This window comes from Adlercreutzia murintestinalis (genome assembly GCF_943192905.1).
GTDB lineage: Bacteria > Actinomycetota > Coriobacteriia > Coriobacteriales > Eggerthellaceae > Adlercreutzia_A > Adlercreutzia_A murintestinalis.
Genome location: NZ_CALPCC010000019.1, coordinates 23239 through 43065, shown reverse-complemented (window position 1 = coordinate 43065; position 19827 = coordinate 23239). Strand labels below are relative to the sequence as shown.

Genomic DNA, 19827 nt, shown 5'->3' with positions numbered 1-19827 from the left:
AAGACGGGCTGGTACAGCGAACCAGGCGGCCGCAGGTTCTACTCCAACAGTTCTGGCGTGATGCAGAAGGGTTGGCTAAGGCTAGATAATAAGTGGTATTACCTGATGTCGAATGGCGCGTTGGCCACGAATCGTTGGATCAGCGGCATCTACTGGGTTGGTCCTGATGGCGTAATGGCTACCAATGCGTGGGTGGACAACAATAGGTATTATGTGAATGCTAGTGGCGTGTGGGTGCCAGGCGCCAAGAGGTAAGGCGCTTGCAACAACATGAGTTCGCACGGAGGAGGCTTGGATGTCCAAGCCTCCTTTCGTAGGAGAGGTCAATGAAGATAGCTTTGGTGTTCGATGGGCTAGGGATCGGTGGTATAGAGCGTGTTGGCGTGAACTATGCAAGGATGCTCTGTTCCTTGGGTCACGATGTAACGATCTTCAACTTGCAGCCCGATCTTGCAGATATGGAAGTTGAATTCCCGGAAGAGTGCGACATCATAAGGTCCTCATTCTCCAAATATGCTCTCCCAGAATCCTTTTTTGCTGTTACCAAAAGAACTTGGGGAAAGTACGTATATCCTCCCGTTTATCTTATTGCGAAGATCGGTCTTCTCATTAAGAAGCTTTGTTGGAAAACTACATGCAAAGAGGACCACTTTGACGTTGCCATTGCTTTTGCGGGGCATTTTCGAGATCTATCATTTGTAGCATACGAGTTTATCAAGGCGTATCACAAAATCGCATGGCTTCATGGTTCGCTTGCTGATTATCTATTGCTTTCGTATTCCTATGGGTTTCTTTACAGGAAAATTCGCAATCTCTGTACGCTTTCGGATGCTAATCAAGGATATGCGCTTGAGGTTTTTCCAGAAGTAGCTCGAAGCGTTCGAATAACCAAGATATATAACCCCATTCAGACCGAGCCGTCTCCTTCCAATTGCTCTCTTACTGGCCAGCTCAAGAACAGTGAGGATGATCTGCTCGTCATGGTCGGCCGATTCGACAAGGACAAAGATCAAGAGACGGTTATACGTGCTCTGAAGATCTTGCATGAAAAGCATGCGAAGCATCCAAAGCTTCTATTTGTCGGGGATGGTCCCACCCGTACTATATGCGAGCAATTGGCCCACGACTTGGGGTTAGCAGCTTCGATAGACTTCGTTGGGGCGAAGAGCAACGTGGATGACTATCTTCTCGCAGCTACGATAGCCGTTCACTCCAGCTCTGCCGAAGGATTGCCGACCGTCCTGTTGGAGGCAATGAGAGACGGCGTTCCTATTGTGGCGACGAACAGCCTTCCGGGAGTATCAGAGATCTTAGGAAACGATGAATATGGCTTAACGTGTGCTGTGGAAGACCCCGAAGACATGGCTGCAAAGATACAGCAGATGCTTGAAGACCCCGAGCTTCGATCTTGCTATGTGGAGCAGGGTTTGAAGCGAGTTCAAGATTTTTCGTTCGACACTATATCTAGGCAGCTTGAAACGATTCTCTCGCAGCTTGTTCCTGCCTCGTAGTGATAGGAACAAGCATTGCCTCAATCGGTCAATTGCTCGAACTCATCTTGGAGGACGGAAAACCAAAGAAGGTCGTGAAATGCACTGTCGATCCTAAGAGCTTGTCGGGAACGTCCTTCGTAACTGAAACCAACCTTTTCGTAGAAACCTCTTGCGCGTCCATTCAGATCAAGAACATTAAGATAGACTCTATTAAGTTCCAGTTTTTTGAAGGCGACATCGAGAATATCCAGAGTTGCTTGATAGGCCAGTCCTGTTCCATGGGCGATCGAGCGGGTGCTGATGGCATACTCGGCACAGCGGTTGGTCATGTCGATATTCTTCAAGCTTATGGTTCCCATATATTTATCATTATCGTCGATGATGGCGAGATGAAGGGCATCTTCAACACCTTGTGATCCATCGATGAAAGCCAGAACTTCGTTCGTACCCATAGAACCAAAATCGGTTTGGAAAAGCCCCGCTATTGCCGGATCGTGCATCCATTCCAGCATGCCTGGAGCATCCTTCGGATCAAGGGGCCTGAGCGCTTTGTACCCATCGCTGTATTGGAGTGCCGAGATCTTGCTCATAGAGAATTCCTCCTTATGTCACCGTGGCTTTTGCTAGCAGGAGTCATTCGCTCTGCTCCTTTGTACGAGAGAGCGAATTTTCTGAACTGCTCTTTTCAGTTCAACTCTGTAGAGAAGAGCGAACACAACACAGAGGGCGGCGCATGCGATCAGGAGAGGAGCAAGCTGTCCGATCAAAAGGAAACGCCATGCCAGGAAAAACATGGTAAAAGCTAGAAGTCCAACATAGAATCTTCCCGAAACGTTAATCAGCTTCATCCTTGTGAGGACGATCAAGGCGACAGCGTTTATCAGGAGATATCCGGCTAAGGTTGCGATCGCGGCCCCTTCGATGCCTATGGTAGGAATCATGACGAGATTCAGAGCGATGTTCATGACGACGCCAAGGGCGAGCATGAGCAAAGAGGGCCATGTTTTCTTGATGATAAGCAGTTGATTGGCCAATACTTGGAATAGCATCAAGAGCAATGGTGCCAAGAATAGATAGGGAGCGGCTGTTATGCCGGGGAGGTATTGGCTGGGAAAGAGCAGATCGAAGAGTGGGGCGATGAAGACAATGAGCCAGGCAGATACTATGAAGGAGATGGCCCCTAAGTATTCGTAGATCCTTGAGGTCATGGAAACTTGATCTTTGTCATGCATGGTAGAGAATGCGAAGTATTGCCAGCCTTGCGCAAATGCAGTGTAGACCAGCTGGCTCGCTTGGCCCACCATAGCAGCGATTGCGTAGATGCCCTCTTCGGAAATCCCAAGGATACTCGTGATCATCAAGCGATCTGCTGAGCTAAAAAGCCAATAGCAGAGAAACGTCGGCATGAGAGGGATGCCTATCTTGAGCATAGGAAGAAGGTATGGGAGGCGGAACTGTTTGATGCCGAACCATGATCGATTCAGGAGGCCAAAGACAACAAGGGATACGAGAGCTGCTGCCGCTGCTGCAACAGGGAGCGCTATAACATAATTGCCGGTGATCAGCAGTGGCACGGATATTCCGTAGGAAAGAAGAGAGGTGACAAGGTTCATCACGATGAAGGTGATACGTTTGTTCTGGATGCGCGTTGGTGCCTGGATGATGGAGCCACTGCCTCCGATGAACGTTGAGATCGACGCTATGATCACCAATGACACACATTCGGTTGTTCCGAAGAATAGCTTTGCAATAGGGTCAGAGAACAGCAGCATGGATAGGGCAACGACAAGCGAGAACCCGAGCACGAAGAAGAGTGCAGTAGAACAGATGGCTTTCTCTCGTTCGATGTCGTCGTCGTCAAAGAAGAAACGAAACATCGCATCATACATTCCCATAACCGAGAATGCTTGTGCAAACGAGACAATCGTGTTCGTCATGTCGCTCATGCCGAAATACTCTGTGCCTGGCATGAGGCGGGTCACGATGGGCACCATGATGAACGGGACGATCTTGGCGAGCACTCCGCCAAGCCCGTAGATGAGCATATTCTCGATGAAAAGGCGTGCTCGGCTCATATCACCGGGCGAAGTTATTGAGGCAATCTATGACGTGATCGATCTGAGCATCTTCCAAGCCATAGAATAGAGGAAGACTAAGTTCGGTACGGCTGATCTCTTCTGCGATAGGAAATTCTCCAGGTTTGTGATGCAGGTCTTGATACGCTATCTGATGATGGATGGGAATAGGGTAGTGGATCTGTGTTTGTATCCCCTGCTCGTGCAGATAGGTAGCAAGATCATCTCTCCTGGGATGCCTGATCGCGAAGATATGCCAGACCGGATCGGCTCCATCGATCATGATGGGAAGTGTGATGTTAGGATTGGTGATGCCGCTCAGGTATCTTTGCGCGATCCTTTTGCGCTCAGCGTTCATATCTTCAAGATGGGGAAGCTTTGCTGAAAGGAATGCGGCCTGTATCTCGTCTAGTCGTGAGTTGTTGCCCTTCATGATGTGATGGTATTTTCGATCGGATCCGTAGTTCCCAAGTTCTTTCACTACTCGAGCAATCGCTTCGTTATTGCTCACAACAGCACCACCGTCTCCAAGAGCGCCAAGATTCTTTCCGGGGTAGAAACTGAAAGCTCCTGCATCTCCAAAGGAGCCTACACGCTTGCCTTTGTAGAGAGCTCCATGCGCCTGCGCAGCATCTTCGACGACGAAGAGTTTATGGTCGTGTGCGATTGCAAGAATAGGGTCCATATCAGCTGGCTGTCCATACAAATGGACCGGTATGATCGCTTTCGTCCGATTGGTGATGGCTACTTCGATACGTTCAGGATCTATGTTGTACGTGTTGATGTCAGGCTCGACGAAAACAGGAACAGCACCGCAATACGAAACGGCCAATGCTGTTGCGATGTAGGTATTCGAAGGAACAATGACCTCATCTCCTGGTCCGATACTGAGCGCCTTCAATGAAAGGTAGATGGCATCGAGGCCGGTTCCGCACCCTACGCAGTGAGCCGTTCCGCAATACGAAGCAAAGGCTTTCTCGAAAGCCTCATCTTCTTCCCCGCGAATGTACCAGCTATTGTCCAAGACGCGTTCAAAAGCCGATCTGAGCTCAGAGCCAAGTTCGCGTTCGATCTCGCGAAAACTCACAAAAGGAACCGATATCACCGTCTTACTCCGATCTGATCGAGGAACGTGTCGTAGTCCCGAATGTAGTCGTCTTCGCTATAGTGCTTTGAAGCGAGCACTAGCAGAACGCAATCTGGTGAGAAGTTGTACATTTCACGCCAGATCATGCTATGCAACAAGATGCCTGTGAAAGGGTCCGTCAGTTCGATCGTCGTTTTTTCGTAGCCATCGTCGAGCAGGATCGTACATGAACCATGTACGCAAATGAGAACCTGCTCTAAATCCTTATGGGCGTGTGCGCCACGCGTTACTCCTTCAGGGACATCTCCTATATAGTAGATACGTTCGATGTTGAATGGGATATCCTGACTTCCTTCTAGGGGAACCAAGAATCCTCGCCCATCTCCGCGAGGATCGAACTTCAGTGTCTCTATATCGAGCATTTCGAGTGCGCCTTCCATATTCGGGTTCGATATGGATATTCTATTGCAATCCTTCGATGAAACCTAATGCTAAACCTTGTATAGACTCGATATATGCCCCCGACCTTTGTTCTGCGTGACTTCTTTGATCGAGGATCTCTTGCGTGTTCTTGTCGCGAGCACGAAGGCGTTTGCAGATGGCTTTGTCTTGATAGAACCGAACCGCTCGTTTGATCTTTGCTGGCAAGGATGATCCTGACGTGGTGGGATAGTAGCGCTCCTTCAGCTTCATCACATCAAGCTCATAGGGGGAGGGCTCTTCGGTCCTTGAAGCGTTTCGGTGGCTCGTTGAGACGCCGCTACCTACTCTGTATAGCACATAGGGCCGCGCATCAATGCGTACAGGGAAGGGTCGAGTTCTCTCAAGGAAGAGAAACGACCACATGGGGTAGTCTTCCAGATACGTGTAGGCCTCGATCGCTCGCAGCAGATCTGAATCGATAAGATCCTTCCCAAGGAAGGCACCTGGGGCGCTGATGCAGTTCTCAAAGCGAAGCTTCTTCAGGATCGTAGGACGCAGTGCATCCTGTACTTGCGCGTGGGCGAAGAGAAGAAGGTTGTCGATATCGGGCGCGGGAACCACGGTGGCATCTCTGAACCAGAAAGGCTGAGTGAGGGTGAGACCGGGCTTTTCTGCGATTTGAAATACATTGTTGTCGAAATAGAGGTCGTCTCCTGCCAGTATTTTGAATCGATTCGATCTGACAGAGCGCAAAGCCCTCGTATAATTATGGGCGACACCAAGGTTTTTTGTGTTTGATATGATCTCCACATCGGAAAAGAGCATTCTATTCTGTTCAAGCCAGGCATCGGCGATCTTGACCGTATCATCGGATGATGAGTCGTCGAAGAGTCGGAAGACGCATGCCTCGCCGTCAGCATATGAGTGTATGACATGTTTAATACTTTCCAAATGCTCAACGATACAACGTGCGTGATTGTATGACAGAGCAATGAACTCCATAGGGCTCCTTTTGCATCGTCGTGGCTGTCCTTATAAGATATCTAGATGATACCTTGTTAAGGCCGAATCGGCATCGGCTCATAGGCAACGGATAAAAGATGATAGGATCGCACGTGACTGAGCCTTCTCGGATCGCAGTTATCATGTCCACCTTTGCGGAACAGCCGGAATGGCTTCGCGCCAGCATAGAGTCCATTCTCATGCAAACCTTACGTGATCTTCGATTCTATATCGTGCTGGACAATCCAGACAATCACGAAGTGAACGCTATCGTACAAGCATACGCCGACCAGGATGAACGTATCGTCGTACTGGCAAATGAAAGCAATCAAGGGCTCACGAGAAGTTTAAATCGTGCGATCGAAACATCAGAAGAGCCGTATATAGCCCGAATGGATGCGGACGACATCGCGCAACCCAACCGATTGCGGAAAGAACTTCACTTCTTGCAGGACAACCAACTCGATCTGGTTGCTTCGGGGGCAGACGTCATCTCTGATGGGGGACTTGTTGCAGGCCGAAAACTGCCGACGATGTTCACAGGTGCGCTGAGCGAGATCGAGGGATTCACGAACGTCATGTTTCATCCTACCTGGCTTGCAAGGCGCGAAGTGTATGAAGTGCTTGGCGGTTATCGAGAGATATCAAGCTGTGAGGACTATGATTTCATTCTGCGAGCTTTCCAACATGGATTCAAACTTGGACGAATGGCAGACATGTTGCTCGCCTATCGTTTTGCAGAAAATGGCATATCCTCTTCTAGCTGGATCATACAAGAGAAGAATGCACGTTTTTTGAAGGATTGCTATCGTAAAGGTAGGAACATCGGGGATATTCCTGTAACGGAGATAAATGATGTAAGCGCTGGATCTTCTGAGGAAGACAGCCTGGGGTACTCGTTTGCGAAGAGAAGCTACGATGGGCTCTTTGCTGCGGTGGGAAGCAGGAAAATACCGACCGCCCTCGTAATTTTTGCCAGAGGGATGTTGGGAAGTCGTGTGTTCCGTCAAAAAATGGCAGATGCATTGCGCGAGCGCGTGATGATCCCAAAAATTTGCAAGCGCTATGAAGGCGAGGCTTTGCATGAATAAGGTGATCATCCCCACAGGATATATGGGGTCTGGGTCGTCTGCATTGACGGACCTGCTCAGTGAGTTCGATGGTTTTGAAGCTCCGCAGGGTAGTTTTGAATATGTTTTCTTACATTGCCCCAATGGGGTCTTCGATCTGGAGGACAAGCTGCTTGTTGGGAATAATGCGCTCCGTAGCGATGAGGCGCTTCGTTCTTTCGAGATGGCGATGAGTGAGCTGTTCGATACGCCGTTTTGGTGGGTTGGAGATTATCGGCGCAACCTCAGCCCTCGCTTCATGGAGATCACACATGCCTATATCCACAAGCTGACACTCGTTGAATCAGAAAGCTTTTGGTACCCCCAAGAGCGTCGCGGCTGGGGAGTGTTTCCTCGTCTTGCGTTCAACAGGATATTGAGAACGGTCACGCAAGGAAAGATCTTTCCCCAAAAACCGTTGTTGTACGGGCGGATGCGTTTTTCGCTTCCAACGCCGGACGCATTCTATCAGGCAAGCAGAGAGTACCTTGCGGATCTATTCATGGAAATGGGAAGAGATCGAACGAATCTCATTCTCGATCAGCTTTTGTTGCCATTCAATGCGTGGCGCAGGGAGCGGTATTTCGATGGTGATGCGGAATGCTTTATCGTTGATCGCGATCCGCGCGATGTGTTCATCTTAAATAAATATGTATGGTCGAAGAGCAATTCTCAAATCCCTTATCCAGAAAAAGTCGATGAGTTTTGCGAATACTATAGATGTATGAGAAGATCGGAGAAGATCGTTTCGGATCCGCATGTGCATCGCATGCATTTTGAAGATTTCGTATACGACTATGACAACACGGTGCAGAGAATAGCACATGCGCTGGGCGTGTCTACCAGAGACCATGTTAACCCCTTGTCGGGTTTCGATCCGAAGCGTTCGATCAATAATACGCAGCTTTTCTTGCTCCCCCAATACAGAGATGAAGCTTCAGTGATGGCGCAAGAATTGTCCGAGTATCTCTATGAATTTCCATATGAGCGCCATCCGATCGGCGGGGATGACATATTTTGATCAGAGCATGTATTTGATCAGGGGCATCCATCTGAGGTGATACGCTGCCCTGCATGCGATGCGCGCCCAGCCCGAATAGGTCAGATCTATTTTTGCTTTCTGCAAAAGAGGAAGATAAGACGTGTGCTTCGACGGCTTTTGAGAAGGTTTTGACTCTTCGATGCAGGTGAGCAATTCTTTGCCTATGGAGCTGCGGTATTCCTTTGACCAGGTGATTTGCCGAGTTGCAGAAAACAGCATTTCAAGGCGAAAGGCATCAAGATCATCTTGGTCTTGGTACTCGGCATGCTGTGCATATATGCAAATCTCGTTCATGTTGGCGATCAGATCGTGAGCCTTCTTTGGCGAAAATGTCATGGTCAATATGGAGTTGCTTCTTATATAGTGATAAAGAGGCCTGTGAACAAAAGCAACGCGATCGCTATGGAGAAACGAAAAGGCTGTTACGGGCATATCTTCAGCAAATCGATGGTCCTCGGGAAACCTCAATCTCATTTCAGAAAAAAGGGTCCTTTTGATCAGCTTGAAGCAAACACTGTTCAACACGGGAGGGACAAGTGATGAAAAGCAGCTAAAAGCCTCAAAGCCAGTGGCTACTGATTCCTTGATCGGTAAGGAGAGCGTATCTGTTTTACGGCACGTGTTCGCTGAATCGAATACATCGATGTATGCTTCGCAATTCGCAACAAGCGCTCCGGTATCGGAGAGCGCCGCTGTCATCATTTCGAGCATATCGGACTCGATGAAGTCATCGCTATCGACGAAAGAAAGATACGCGCCAGCAGCTTGCTCAATCCCGGTATTTCTTGCCGCACCGAGTCCTTTGTTGTTTTGACGAATGAGACGAATGCGGGGATCGCGTTGAACGTAGTTTGATGCAATCTCTGCAACATCATCGGGACTTCCATCGTCTACCACGATGATCTCAAGATCTTCCATCGTTTGGGCAAGGATGCTGTCGAGACAACGTGGGAGGGTGCGAGCCGTGTTATAAGCCGGTACGACAACGCTGACCAAAGGACCGCTCATCGTGTTTCCTCGGTTTCTTGGCTTCGGGAGGATTCTTCAGCGCGGTTATCCAGATCATTGCTTTTCTGACCGTTCTGATAGAAATGATTCAACACTTTCGCAATAGGGCGCGGCCAGAACTGGCTGAGCATGAACAGGTCCTCAGCCGTTCGCGTATCATCCACGATCAATGCTGATGTTTCCGAATCAGGATGGATGCGGTGGAACATCAATATCTCTGAATCGTAGTAGAACTGCCCATCCAGCAAAGCGATCTCGCTCCAGGCTTGCCAATCAAGATTGCTTTTCATGTTATCTTTGAACACTGGTTTGGGAATGTTGTTCATGGCAAGGGTTACCGAGGGACAGCAAATGGCAGAGCCAAGCGAAAGCGCCCTTCGTCGCGCCTTTTTGGAAGAAGCCCGTTGTCCATCGCACAATGGCGCGAGCAGTCGGCGTTTTACGGTGAGCAGTCGAGATTCCGTGACCGTCTTCTCGTTGCGAATCTCGCCATAATCGGTAAAGAAGAGCAGAGGGGTGCTCATCGAGCACATGGCTTTTCGCATGTGAGTGGAATATGCGGATGCATAGACATCATCTTGGTGTGCGATGGTCACATAGGGGGTCATTGCCTGCTCTAGTGCGAAGTTCCAATCGGAGGCAATGCCTGGGCCATTCGGATTTACGAAAAGTGGAATCTCGAATCGTTGAGCTGATGAACGAATGTGCTCGTTTGGCGTGGAGGTGCATATGATGAGATTGGAGGGATCTTCTTGGTTTTTCAGAGAGACAATGCACTCTTCAAGATACGGACTCTCCTTATATGCGCATATGGCAAAAGTGTGATCAGTCATCTTCAGCCAATCGCTCGTCGTTCTGGTGGCGTTCGAACTTCTCGATGGCGAGCTGCTGGGTGAGCTCTTTGATCTTCGTGTCCGATTGGGAGATGCGCACGCTCATAGTGAAGCATTGGATCAGCAGCACGAAGATGAAGAACAGGAATACCAGGTTGATGGGAGACTGGATGCCCAGCAGGTTGGTGAAGAAGAACACGATCTGCGGGAAGATGCTGATGATGATCAGCAGCATGCTCAAACAGACCCAGAAAATGGAATCCTCGATGCGGATGCGCGATTTGCGGACGCGGCTGATCACGAACGCGAGCGTGCCGATCGAGATGATTATCAGCAATATGCGCATAGCAAGGGACATGTCGCCTTAGGGTCGCTTTCGATTCCGATTATTCATTCTATCTGCATGATTTTACGGCAAGAACAGTTGATTGGCGATAGAGTTGGTGTGTCAATGGGGAATCTCAAAATTACTAACTGGTATATATGAGATATTATGTAACTGATATAATATCAAAAATATCTATCAGCAATTATGAGATTAAGGAAAGCGATGGATTTTTCCTCGTTCCCTGATAGCGGAAAGCAGTATGCAGGCAGTGAACGTAAGCGGGGCATCGTCATGGATGATGGCCTTTATATGGTTAAGTTTCAAGCTGAGGATGCCTTCGGAAAAAGATTCAACCACGTTTCCGAACATCTCGGTTCGCGTATATTCGAATTAGCAGGCATGAAGGCCCAAGATACGCTATTGGGTACTTATGAAGAACACCATGTTGTTGTTTGTCGTGATTTCAATGTCGGCGACACACAATTCGTGCCCTTCAACGATGTAGGTGAAAGCACGCTCGAAGAGGACAAGGATCGGTACCAATACGAATACATCGACATCATGAGAATGCTTGAGGACAATAGCAAGCTTACGAATGTGGATGAGACTATCGCTACCTTTTGGCGCATGTTCATCGTGGATGCTTTTATTGGCAACTTCGATCGACATGGAGCGAACTGGGGCTTTCTCAAGGAGGATAACAAGTATCGGTTGGCTCCGGTCTTCGACAACGGATCTTGCCTTTTCCCTCGCTTGCGTGATGACGATGCAATCCGTGAGGTGATAGAGAGCGATGAAGAAATGAAGAAGCGCATTTACGGCTTTCCAACATCACAGATCAAGCTGGATGGGCAGAAGAGCTCGTATTGTGAGGTTATCTCTTCGGGTCGGTTCGCTGAATGCAACGATGCGCTGGAGTATGTTCTCGATACGTTGGACATGCGGGATGTGCGCGATCTCATCGAAAGTATTCCAGGAATCAGCGATATGAGACGCTCGTTTTATATGAAGATGCTCGATATGCGCTATCAGCTCATTCTGCTTCAGGGCGCGCAAGGCGATGGGAGGGCTTCGCAATGAGGGAGGCTGTCACTCGTGGAATCATCTGCGTAAGGGATCCGGAAACCCTTATGGAATATTGGGTTGCAAGAATCACTTATACCGAATACGAAGACGGGACCTATGTGTACGGCATTCGACCCAATTACAGCGTGATAGAGCTGCTCGAGGCCCCGCTGTTCCAAGGGATTCCTGGCATCAACCTTGATCTGCGGCGAGCAGAGTATGTACGAGAGAATAAGACACCAGTCTTTGTCAGCGAGCGCGCCCCGGCGGAGAACCGCGAAGACCTTTGGAAGCTGCTCGATGAGGTGGACATGCCGTATCTGAATAAACTGGAGTGGCTAATCAGGACGGAAAGGACGTACTCGGGAGATAATTTGTACGTGGTTGCCGATTCGAATGCGGCTATGGAAGAAGTGGTTGACCTTGCTGCGCGAGATATAGGGCCAAGGTCATCCGACGCCCTTCGTGCGATCCTTGAGGCTGTTTGTGCGGGGAAGGTCGTATGTGGTGATGGTTTCAAAATTGATGACTCGAATCGTGTAGAGATGCATGCGCTTTTGAAGATGCTCTACGTAAAGGAGAAGAGCTATTTGGATGCACGGCGCAAGGAGAGTCTTGATGTGGCGAAAAGCCAGAAGAAACTCGGTCGGCCGTCCAAGCGTGTTGATCAGCTGAAGCTGATAGATGCGATTGAGAAGTACGCACGCGATGAGCTGAGCGCAGAAGAAGCCGCACAGGTAGCGGGCGTTAGCCGCGCTACGCTCTTTCGCAGGATGAAAGCGTTCGGTATAAGCAAGCGGTGATCATGAGGCCACTTTCTTGCGGAAGAATTGCATGAGCAGGATGGATATGGTCATCTGCATCATATAGACCGACGAGCGCCACGGGTTGAGGTAGCTTTCGCCGGCGGTGCGGTCGGCCATGGTCACCGGCACTTCGACCACCTGGGCGTCGGCGCGCTTGATCAGATATGAGATAGTGTCAGGCTCTGGGCCGTAGTTCAGGCCCTTTGCCATCTGCTTGATCATGCGCGCATTGAAGGCGCGCATGCCAGAGGTGGGGTCGGTGATGGTCTTGCCGGTGGTCAGCTTGATGGCACCGCGGATCAGGCTGCTGCCGAGCGAGCGCATGGAGGCACCCTTCTTGCCCTCAAGGAACCGCGACCCTATCACGATATCAGCATTTTGAGCAGCCTCGGCGAGCGCTGGAACGTATTCGGGTAGATGTTGGCCGTCGGCATCGAATTGAATGGCGCAATCGTAGCCGTGCCGCAATGCGTATTTCATGCCCGCTTGAAAGCCGCCCGCAAGCCCGAGGTTGGTGCTCAGGTCCAAGAACGGATAGCCGTTTCTGCGGCAGATCCCCACCGTTCCATCGGTGGAGCCGTCGTTCACGATGAGGATGTCCACCTCAGGCACGGTGCGGCGGATGGATTCAACCGTGGATTCGATCGATTCCTCTTCGTTGTATGCCGGTATGATCAGCAGGGTCTTCAAGCGCTCACCTGTATCGTAGTTTCATCAGTGTCGTGCATGAGCATGATTTTACGGCAAGATAGCACGATTTGCTAAGATGGCTGTTTTGGAAAAGGAGATTTACGTTTAAGGGGAACGCTATGAGCGGTTGGAGTTGCCAAGAAGGATATCTTTGGCAGCTCGACGGGCTTGGGCGTCGGCTTGGGTCCATTCATCATAGGCAGCGTGCGTGCGTTTGCTCTGAAGGCGTGCACGCAGTTGCTCGGCAGCTTGGCGCAATGCGTAGCGCAGACCGAACGTGTGGCGCCGCAGAGTGAAGAGAGCGAGCATCAACTGCCGTGAAGAGATACGTTGGTTCGGATCCATCACGGCGCGCACGATGGGGCCTGTGATCTTGGCGTGCGTCTGTTCGGTCAGAAAACCCTGATCGAAGTACCGCTGCCAGAGTATGCTCAGTTTACCTGCGGCATCGTCGAAAGCGCCCGCGTTCGCGCTGTGTATAAGGCTGCCGAGCATGAAATCCATGCTCCAGACGAACATCTCATGGGGCCACCGAGCGAGATAACCTGAACTGCTCCAGTGGCTTAGGATCTTCTCGAGGGCATCGATATGCTCATCGGAGCGCATGCTCAAGTCGTCGAAACGCAACGCCATCAGCGAATTCTTGCGCTTCACGCGATATCCGATCAGCTTGTCGGCTATGAACACAGTCTTCTTCGACAGCGGGTAAGCCTGAAAGAGGAATATCTGATCCTCAGCGAAATCGGTGTTCTCATCATAGCGGATGCTGTTCGTTTGCAGGAACTGTCGGCGAAATGCCGTGCGCCATGTGAATGGATGAGACCTCTCTTTGAAGAGGATGTCTGGGTGGAAGGCATCGTATTCCGCGTCGTGCGGCGAGAGCACTTCGGTGAGCCACGCGGACCCTTCCGAGGGCGGATAGGCATCGGCCCCATAGACGAGCGCGTCGAAAGGGGCGGCCGTGTAGGCGGCTGCGATCGTTTGCAGCGCGTCGAGGCGCATGAAGTCGTCAGAATCAAGGAAGGTGACCACATCGCCCATTGCACGGTCCATGCCGGTGTTGCGTGCTTTTGAGGGGCCGCTGTTCGGTTGGTGAACGGCGACGATGCGGTCATCAGTTGCGGCAAGCGCATCAAGCAAGGCGCCTGATCCATCAATGGAACCATCGTCCACACAGATCAACTCGAAGCTCGGGTACGACTGGTCGAGCACCGACTTCACACTCCACGCAAGGTAGTCTTCCACGTTGTAGACGGGCATGATCACCGAGATGCGAGGGATGTTCTCGCGTTCACCGTCTGTTTGAGCAGCGGCTGGACGCGCCGTGTGTTGTGCCGTTCGTTCAGTAGTTCTCATTGCGCACCTTGCTCGTTATGGCGCGAAGCACCAAAGGTAACCCACCTGCTCGGAAGCAGCGCACCAATGTTGAGAGTTTTCCGTGCTGGGCGCCACGTTCCTTCTCTTCGCAGAAGGCGATCGGGTCTGCGATGATGGCTTTGCGGTCGATGACCTTCCAGGGTTCCAGCAGATCGTAGGCGTTCGCTCCCGATCTATCTTCGGCGCGGAAATCCTCAGCCATGCGCCGTGCGAAACTCGCTCGCAGCTCAGGTGCTAGTCGCTCATAGTTCCACATATACGCATCGTAGCGCGCTTTCGCTGCAATGGGACGCAGTTCCTCTGCGTCTGCCCGCACGCTCACGAAGCGTGCGATTTCGTCGTATTCGTCGCATATGCAGAATGCCTTGGCTGGCGAATTGACCGACGAGGCTTCGTTGTCTTGGCGGTAATGGAGAAGCGCTCGGTCGATCAGCACCGCGCGCTGCGCGCAAGCCCACACCTTGAAATTAAACGCCGTGTCTTGGAATGACGCACCCGGCGTTTCAGTGAAACGGATTTTGTTCTGTTCTAAGAAGCTGTGCTGATAGAGACCTGACCAAATGGAGGGCTTACGATAGAACACATTGGTGAACATGCGGGGGTCATGCACGCCGGCATCGTTCGGCTTCACCCAGCCGAAGCGCTTGTCGCGCGGTGTTGGCATGGACCAATAGAAGTAGAAATCCGCCTTCGCCACGTCAGCATTTGCAGCCGTAGCTGCATCGTAGAGCACTTCAAGCGCATCAGCATCGAAGAAATCATCGGATTCCAAGATGCCGATATACTCGCCGGTGGCCGCATCAAGTCCCTGATTCATGGAGGCGCCATATCCGGAATTCGGCTTGTCGATCACGCGGAAGCGCGGGTCGCTCAGATATTCGTCGATGATCGCACGGCTGCCATCGGTCGATCCGTCGTTGATGCAGATGATCTCGATATCGTGCAGTGTTTGGGCGGCCGCGGAGTTCAAGCATGTGCGCAGATAGGCGTCTACGTTATAGACGGGAATGAGCAAGCTGACTTTGGGGCACCTCGTTTCACTCATGCGCTCGCCTCTTCGTCGAAGCATTCTCGTTATCACTTTCGTTGAACGCTTTTTGCGTAACTTCTCGTTTCACGCGCTCTAAGGAGCGCGCCCGGTATGCAGCATCATCAGCGTACCATTGTGCGTGCTTACGGGTGGAGTTGGCGTTTCGGCTATGACGTAAAGCCCTGATGAGGGAGATAGGAGCAATTCGTTTCAAGATGTTCTTGATGTGTCTTCCAAACGTGGGCTGGGCTTGAGAGGTGCGGCCTGTAAAGAAATGCTTTACAGCGTAGAGGAACTGCTTATCATCATAGACGTCCTTGTAAACCAGAGCGGCAAGATCGCGGGATCTCCCATCGAGAGCACGCAGAACAGCATCTTCGTCACCAAACCATGAATTCCAAGACTCCTTGATCGCCTCGAATACGTCAGGGCGTTGTTCGGCATCAAGTTCATCAAGGGGAGGCACCAAGAATTCAACCGACCAATCGAGCAAGTCGGTCCCGTATTCTCCCATGAGTCCGAGCGATTGCCAGTCTTTTGCAATGAGGGTGACTAGATTGCAATGCTCTTTCAATTTGCGCGCGTGGTCATTGCTGCGAGCGGTCGTCAATGACCCTTCGCGCCCGATCCGGTATAGATACAGCTTATCTCTGATGAAGGCAACTTTGTTCGCGCGAGGATACAAGGCAAAATGGAATACTTGGTCTTCTCCGAAGGGCACGTTCTCGTCGAAGGATATGCCCTGCTCTTTCAGAAAGGATCGTCTTACAGCAGTGCGACATGCATATGGATGCGAATGCTCCTTGAAAAGAATATCGCCCGAAAAGCTATCGTATACCGCATCTCGCGTTGTGGTCATTTCTTCGATGAAGCTATTGAAACAGAAGTCTGGGTAGCATGTTGCGCCGAAGGTGACCACGTCTGCGCCGGTGTTTTGGAATGTTTGCAAGAGGATCGCGCATGAATCAGGCAAGATCAGGTCATCCGAATCTATGAAGCAGAGGTAATCGCCCGTGGCTGCCCGGATGCCGACATTGCGAGCAGAGGAAAGACCGCCATTGGCTTTGTTTACCACGCTGATGCGATCGTCAGCTTGAGCGTATTGCTCTGCTATTTGTTTGGAGTTGTCGGTCGATCCGTCATTAACGCAGATGATCTCGATATCCTCCATGGTCTGAGCACGTAGCGACTCAAGGCATTGCGGCAGGTAGTCCTCAACGTTATACACCGGCACTATGAGGGAGAAAGCAGGCATGCGGATTCAGCTACCTTTTCTGAAACGCGCGGAGCTTATGCATATATGTAAGACCGCCTGTTCCCAACGCGTGTAGCACCGTTTTTAGGCGTGGTCGTTCAGGCCCATAAAATGAGATCGCTTGAAAGAAGTCGGGATCATTGATGATCCAATCCATATCGCGCAGGTTGTACCACTCGAATTTCTCAGGGTTTATCTCTCCCGCATCTTTATGCGCCCTAAACTGCGAAGAGAACTCTGCAAGGAATTCTCTTCGGAGATCTTCGCTCAGGCGGAAGAAGTTCCAAAGGTAGGCGTTGTACTTCGTGCGCAGAAACACCTCGTGTAATCGCTGCGCGCGCTCCTTATTGGGCAGTTCGTCGATCATATCTTCGATGGCCTGGTATTCCTCGCATACGCAGAATACCTTGCCAGGGGAGTTGACGGAAGACGCTTCGTTATCTTGCCGGTAGTGCAGATGTGCTTCGTGAATGAATACGACGCGTGTGGCGTGAGCTAACACGGCGAACGCGAACGATGCATCTTGGTAAGACGCACCCGGTGTTTCATTGAAGCGGATGTTGTGGTCTCTGATGAATTCCGTGCGATAGAGAGCCGACCAAATAGAAGGTTCGATATGAAAGACTCGGTCATCGTCAATGGGGTCGACGACTTTGCCGCACATATCTTCTTTCACGAGGCCCGAGAGAACATTGCGCTCGCTCGGGGTGCTCCAGTAATAGTAGAAGTTCCCTTTTACCATGTCGGCGTGGTGCTCTTGAGCGGTTTGATAATACAACTCCATCATGTCAGGCTCTATGAAGTCATCCGGCTCTAAGATGCCGATATATTCGCCGGTCGCCGCATCAAGCCCTTGGTTCATGGAGGCACCGTACCCAGAATTCGGCTTATCGATCACGCGGAAGCGCGGGTCGGCTAGGTACTCGTTGATGATCGCGCGGCTGCTGTCAGTAGAGCCGTCGTTGATGCAGATGATTTCGATATCGTGCAGCGTTTGGGCAGCCGCAGAATCAAGGCATTCGTGCAGATACGTCTCCACGTTATAGATCGGTATCAGCAGGCTGACTTTAGGTTGCGGAGTCACAATCTACTCTTCCGTTGTTGCGTTCTCTATTTTGTAAAGGCGCATATCGCCTTCCGAGAGAACGAGTTCCAAGCCAGGCGTATCGTCGGTGATCTGAAGAAGGCCGAGCCACTGTCGTGGAGTGAATTTATTCAGATCCCCGAATACGGTGCTATCCAGGTCATCAACCTCGTCTAACGTTTCGTTATCAAGGAGAAGGATGTACTCGAGACCCGTTTCATCAAGGGCCTTTGTTGTAGTCGGGTTCGTGGTGAGAGGGCTATCGCTCTTTCGGATGACAGAGCTATTATCGTTGTTGTCATTAGTTCCGACGTTATAGGTACGATAATACACGTTCAATCCATTCAAAGGTCCTGCAAGGATTGAGCCATCAGCGGGAAAATTGAGTACGGTGGAATTTTCGGGAATGATTTCTTTCACCTTTTTCACGAAAGCTTCTTCTTCAGGGCTATATACGAGATAGTCGTTTCCTCCATTGAAAAACATGGATATTTGATACGTGGTAACTCCGAACGGTGTGTCTTGTTGCTTACCGTACGTGTTATAGACGGGAGCAAAATCAAGGATACAGAAGCCGCAGAGCAAACAGGCTGCAACTAGGAAGGCAAGAGGTTTTGATCCAATATGTTCTTTCGCAGGGACGAGAGAGCGAAGCGCTTTCTTCACAATTTCGTATATGAGAGCAAACGCGCAGGCGGTTAATGGCACTGCTACGATTGCTACCATAGCAGAGAGACGCTCAGGATCGGTATACCAGAAACCCCCAGCCACATGCTTCACCGTTCCGCTGCCTGCAATGGTTGTGATGTACAAGAAAGCGATGAAAGCGAATGAAGCGGAAAGCCAGAGAGTTTGCTTGCTGCAGGCGGCCCGTACAAAGCCAGTGAATACAAGAATGGCGAGCAGTATTGCAGGGATTTGTAGACGCAGGGCCATAGTAGCCAGGTACAGGAGAGCGGTTCGCAGGGAGACATGGTAATCCCACTCGAAGCTAACAAGACTTGAGAGAAAAGGTAGTTTATAGAGAATCAGCCAGATGATCGCGATTCCAGTCAGAGCGAGCAGCTGGTACACGATCAGGCGCCTTCGAGGTAAGGGCGCGCTGGTATCGGAGCGCTTTGCCAAAAAGGGAACGAGTTTTAAAACGATGAACGGAACCAGCATAGCCAATGCTGCAAGGAATGCGCTGGGATGTATGCACGCAACGCCAGCGAATACAAGCAATGCCAGGACAAACCAGCGCAATCGCGCTTCTCGTGAAAGATGAATCGCGCATGAAAGAACGCCAAGAGAAAGAGCTATGGGAACCAGGGCCATACCTGTGGTAAATGGGTAGAAGCCATTAACCACAAGGCACCGCGTTGGAAACATGACACAAGCGCAGGTCAGGAAGGCGCCGAACATCACTACGGTTCGATTTGCTGGGAATGCGAGCTGCATGAACAGCGAGAATCCTAAGGGATAGAGTATGGCCACGAAGCCATAAATCACGGCATTTTCAGCTATACCGATAGGCAGCCCCGTCAGCGAGATTAAGAGGGAGACGAGAATATGGAATCCTTCCGGATAGTATGAGCGCGAAGGATTGATGATCTGGTTGTCGGGCACTATTCCCACATACGAGGAAGAATCTACCATGGAATAGTTTCCTACATTGACCATATCGGCAATGGTGGTGAGATGGGTGACATTGTCATCCATCTGATTGACATTTGTAGGATCGCCAATGTAATTAAGGAATAGAATAGCAATTACGGCCATGCCTACCCCAACATAGAGAATCGCAAATCGCCAATCCAGATGTTGCGATGTGAAATGCCGGGGAAGGAAGGCTTCTCGGGCAGGGCGTCTCTTAAGGGCATTCAGAACGAGGGCGCCAATCATGGCAAGGATCGCCAGGCCGAACGTGCATGCAAGTAAGGGGATATGCCCTGGAAATCCAAGGCGAAAGAGCACGATTCCGCAGAGTGAGAAAACGGTGCAGCTTATGGGAGCGGCTGCTACGGCCGAGAGGTACCTGGTTGCACCGATGGAGCGTGCGATTAGATACCCAGGTAAAATCACCAACAGGAGAAAGAGCGTCAAGGCTCCTGAAAAAGCTATCCAATCACTCACGATCT

At 50.7% G+C, this 19827-nt stretch carries 19 protein-coding genes and 1 pseudogene; 6 read left to right on the top strand and 14 right to left on the bottom strand.

The window, feature by feature from the left end:
• Nucleotides 1-255, top strand: a pseudogene (locus NFR19_RS07210) (choline-binding protein A); the annotation flags it as partial.
• A gap of 71 nt (nt 256-326) precedes the next feature.
• Nucleotides 327-1511, top strand: a complete 1185-nt coding sequence (locus tag NFR19_RS07205) for a glycosyltransferase (protein ID WP_251213117.1) — start codon at nt 327-329, stop codon at nt 1509-1511.
• A gap of 20 nt (nt 1512-1531) precedes the next feature.
• Here NFR19_RS07205 and NFR19_RS07200 read toward each other — a convergent pair whose 3' ends face one another.
• The 5 genes from NFR19_RS07200 to NFR19_RS07180 are packed head-to-tail and all read right to left on the bottom strand — an operon-like array spanning nt 1532 to nt 6080.
• Nucleotides 1532-2083 carry a GNAT family N-acetyltransferase gene (locus NFR19_RS07200; protein WP_251213116.1) on the bottom strand — a complete coding sequence of 184 codons (552 nt, stop codon included), beginning with the start codon at nt 2081-2083 and terminating at the stop codon, nt 1532-1534.
• Between the two features lie 33 nt (nt 2084-2116).
• Nucleotides 2117-3538 (bottom strand): oligosaccharide flippase family protein, encoded by a 1422-nt coding sequence (locus tag NFR19_RS07195; RefSeq protein ID WP_251213115.1) that lies wholly within the window; start codon nt 3536-3538, stop codon nt 2117-2119.
• Between the two features lie 31 nt (nt 3539-3569).
• Nucleotides 3570-4673 (bottom strand): DegT/DnrJ/EryC1/StrS family aminotransferase, encoded by a 1104-nt coding sequence (locus tag NFR19_RS07190; RefSeq protein ID WP_251213114.1) that lies wholly within the window; start codon nt 4671-4673, stop codon nt 3570-3572.
• A complete protein-coding gene (locus NFR19_RS07185; protein WP_251213113.1) occupies nt 4670-5077 on the bottom strand; it encodes a sugar 3,4-ketoisomerase in 408 nt (135 codons plus the stop codon). Before NFR19_RS07185 ends, NFR19_RS07190 begins: the two co-directional genes overlap by 4 nt.
• 40 nt (nt 5078-5117) lie before the next feature.
• Nucleotides 5118-6080, bottom strand: coding sequence for a glycosyltransferase family A protein (locus NFR19_RS07180; protein ID WP_251213112.1), 963 nt, complete (start codon nt 6078-6080; stop codon nt 5118-5120).
• A gap of 113 nt (nt 6081-6193) precedes the next feature.
• Here NFR19_RS07180 and NFR19_RS07175 point away from each other — a divergent pair, with 113 nt between their 5' ends.
• Together NFR19_RS07175 and NFR19_RS07170 are read left to right on the top strand one after the other, a co-directional pair.
• The gene (locus NFR19_RS07175) at nt 6194-7171 is read left to right on the top strand and encodes a glycosyltransferase (RefSeq protein ID WP_251213111.1); all 978 of its coding nucleotides are present in this window, start codon (nt 6194-6196) and stop codon (nt 7169-7171) included.
• Nucleotides 7164-8210 carry a hypothetical protein gene (locus NFR19_RS07170; RefSeq protein ID WP_251213110.1) on the top strand — a complete coding sequence of 349 codons (1047 nt, stop codon included), beginning with the start codon at nt 7164-7166 and terminating at the stop codon, nt 8208-8210. Before NFR19_RS07175 ends, NFR19_RS07170 begins: the two co-directional genes overlap by 8 nt.
• On the opposite strand, the gene NFR19_RS07165 is transcribed toward NFR19_RS07170, so the two are convergent.
• From NFR19_RS07165 to NFR19_RS07155, 3 genes are read right to left on the bottom strand one after another with little or no spacing between them, the layout of a single operon-like run.
• Nucleotides 8211-9239, bottom strand: coding sequence for a glycosyltransferase family 2 protein (locus NFR19_RS07165; protein WP_251213109.1), 1029 nt, complete (start codon nt 9237-9239; stop codon nt 8211-8213).
• Nucleotides 9236-10072 (bottom strand): glycosyltransferase family A protein, encoded by an 837-nt coding sequence (locus NFR19_RS07160; RefSeq protein WP_251213108.1) that lies wholly within the window; start codon nt 10070-10072, stop codon nt 9236-9238. The genes NFR19_RS07165 and NFR19_RS07160 overlap by 4 nt, the downstream gene beginning before the upstream one ends.
• On the bottom strand, nt 10065-10430 hold the full coding sequence (locus NFR19_RS07155; RefSeq protein ID WP_251213107.1) for a DUF2304 domain-containing protein: 366 nt from the start codon (nt 10428-10430) through the stop codon (nt 10065-10067). Before NFR19_RS07155 ends, NFR19_RS07160 begins: the two co-directional genes overlap by 8 nt.
• Before the next feature lie 192 nt (nt 10431-10622).
• Here NFR19_RS07155 and NFR19_RS07150 point away from each other — a divergent pair, with 192 nt between their 5' ends.
• Nucleotides 10623-11480, top strand: a complete 858-nt coding sequence (locus NFR19_RS07150) for a HipA domain-containing protein (RefSeq protein ID WP_251213106.1) — start codon at nt 10623-10625, stop codon at nt 11478-11480.
• Complete coding sequence (locus NFR19_RS07145) at nt 11477-12268, top strand: recombinase family protein (RefSeq protein ID WP_251213105.1); 792 nt, start codon at nt 11477-11479, stop codon at nt 12266-12268. The genes NFR19_RS07150 and NFR19_RS07145 overlap by 4 nt, the downstream gene beginning before the upstream one ends.
• On the opposite strand, the gene NFR19_RS07140 is transcribed toward NFR19_RS07145, so the two are convergent.
• The 6 genes from NFR19_RS07140 to NFR19_RS07115 all read right to left on the bottom strand — a co-directional run bounded on the left by NFR19_RS07140 (nt 12269) and on the right by NFR19_RS07115 (nt 19822).
• Nucleotides 12269-12961 (bottom strand): glycosyltransferase family 2 protein, encoded by a 693-nt coding sequence (locus NFR19_RS07140; RefSeq protein WP_251213104.1) that lies wholly within the window; start codon nt 12959-12961, stop codon nt 12269-12271.
• Nucleotides 12962-13078: 117 nt separating this feature from the next.
• Nucleotides 13079-14317: a glycosyltransferase family 2 protein gene (locus NFR19_RS07135; protein ID WP_251213103.1), complete on the bottom strand. Its 1239-nt coding sequence runs from the start codon at nt 14315-14317 to the stop codon at nt 13079-13081.
• Entirely contained in the window at nt 14304-15383 is a 1080-nt protein-coding gene (locus NFR19_RS07130; protein ID WP_251213102.1) for a glycosyltransferase, read from the bottom strand. Before NFR19_RS07130 ends, NFR19_RS07135 begins: the two co-directional genes overlap by 14 nt.
• The gene (locus tag NFR19_RS07125) at nt 15376-16623 is read right to left on the bottom strand and encodes a glycosyltransferase family 2 protein (protein WP_251213101.1); all 1248 of its coding nucleotides are present in this window, start codon (nt 16621-16623) and stop codon (nt 15376-15378) included. Before NFR19_RS07125 ends, NFR19_RS07130 begins: the two co-directional genes overlap by 8 nt.
• Before the next feature lie 10 nt (nt 16624-16633).
• On the bottom strand, nt 16634-17707 hold the full coding sequence (locus NFR19_RS07120) for a glycosyltransferase family 2 protein (protein WP_251213100.1): 1074 nt from the start codon (nt 17705-17707) through the stop codon (nt 16634-16636).
• Between the two features lie 3 nt (nt 17708-17710).
• The gene (locus NFR19_RS07115) at nt 17711-19822 is read right to left on the bottom strand and encodes an energy-coupling factor transporter transmembrane protein EcfT (protein WP_251213099.1); all 2112 of its coding nucleotides are present in this window, start codon (nt 19820-19822) and stop codon (nt 17711-17713) included.
• Nucleotides 19823-19827: the final 5 nt, after the last annotated feature.

Excerpts from the sequence above, each read along its gene's own strand:
- NFR19_RS07205 (WP_251213117.1), top strand. The coding sequence starts at position 327 with ATGAAGATAGCTTTGGTGTTCGATGGGCTAGGGATCGGTGGTATAGAG.
- NFR19_RS07200 (WP_251213116.1), bottom strand. The coding sequence starts at position 2,083 with ATGAGCAAGATCTCGGCACTCCAATACAGCGATGGGTACAAAGCGCTC.
- NFR19_RS07195 (WP_251213115.1), bottom strand. The coding sequence starts at position 3,538 with ATGCTCATCTACGGGCTTGGCGGAGTGCTCGCCAAGATCGTCCCGTTC.
- NFR19_RS07185 (WP_251213113.1), bottom strand. The coding sequence starts at position 5,077 with ATGCTCGATATAGAGACACTGAAGTTCGATCCTCGCGGAGATGGGCGA.
- NFR19_RS07180 (WP_251213112.1), bottom strand. The coding sequence starts at position 6,080 with ATGGAGTTCATTGCTCTGTCATACAATCACGCACGTTGTATCGTTGAG.
- NFR19_RS07170 (WP_251213110.1), top strand. The coding sequence starts at position 7,164 with ATGAATAAGGTGATCATCCCCACAGGATATATGGGGTCTGGGTCGTCT.
- NFR19_RS07165 (WP_251213109.1), bottom strand. The coding sequence starts at position 9,239 with ATGAGCGGTCCTTTGGTCAGCGTTGTCGTACCGGCTTATAACACGGCT.
- NFR19_RS07160 (WP_251213108.1), bottom strand. The coding sequence starts at position 10,072 with ATGACTGATCACACTTTTGCCATATGCGCATATAAGGAGAGTCCGTAT.
- NFR19_RS07155 (WP_251213107.1), bottom strand. The coding sequence starts at position 10,430 with ATGTCCCTTGCTATGCGCATATTGCTGATAATCATCTCGATCGGCACG.
- NFR19_RS07150 (WP_251213106.1), top strand. The coding sequence starts at position 10,623 with ATGGATTTTTCCTCGTTCCCTGATAGCGGAAAGCAGTATGCAGGCAGT.
- NFR19_RS07145 (WP_251213105.1), top strand. The coding sequence starts at position 11,477 with ATGAGGGAGGCTGTCACTCGTGGAATCATCTGCGTAAGGGATCCGGAA.
- NFR19_RS07135 (WP_251213103.1), bottom strand. The coding sequence starts at position 14,317 with ATGAGAACTACTGAACGAACGGCACAACACACGGCGCGTCCAGCCGCT.
- NFR19_RS07130 (WP_251213102.1), bottom strand. The coding sequence starts at position 15,383 with ATGAGTGAAACGAGGTGCCCCAAAGTCAGCTTGCTCATTCCCGTCTAT.
- NFR19_RS07125 (WP_251213101.1), bottom strand. The coding sequence starts at position 16,623 with ATGCCTGCTTTCTCCCTCATAGTGCCGGTGTATAACGTTGAGGACTAC.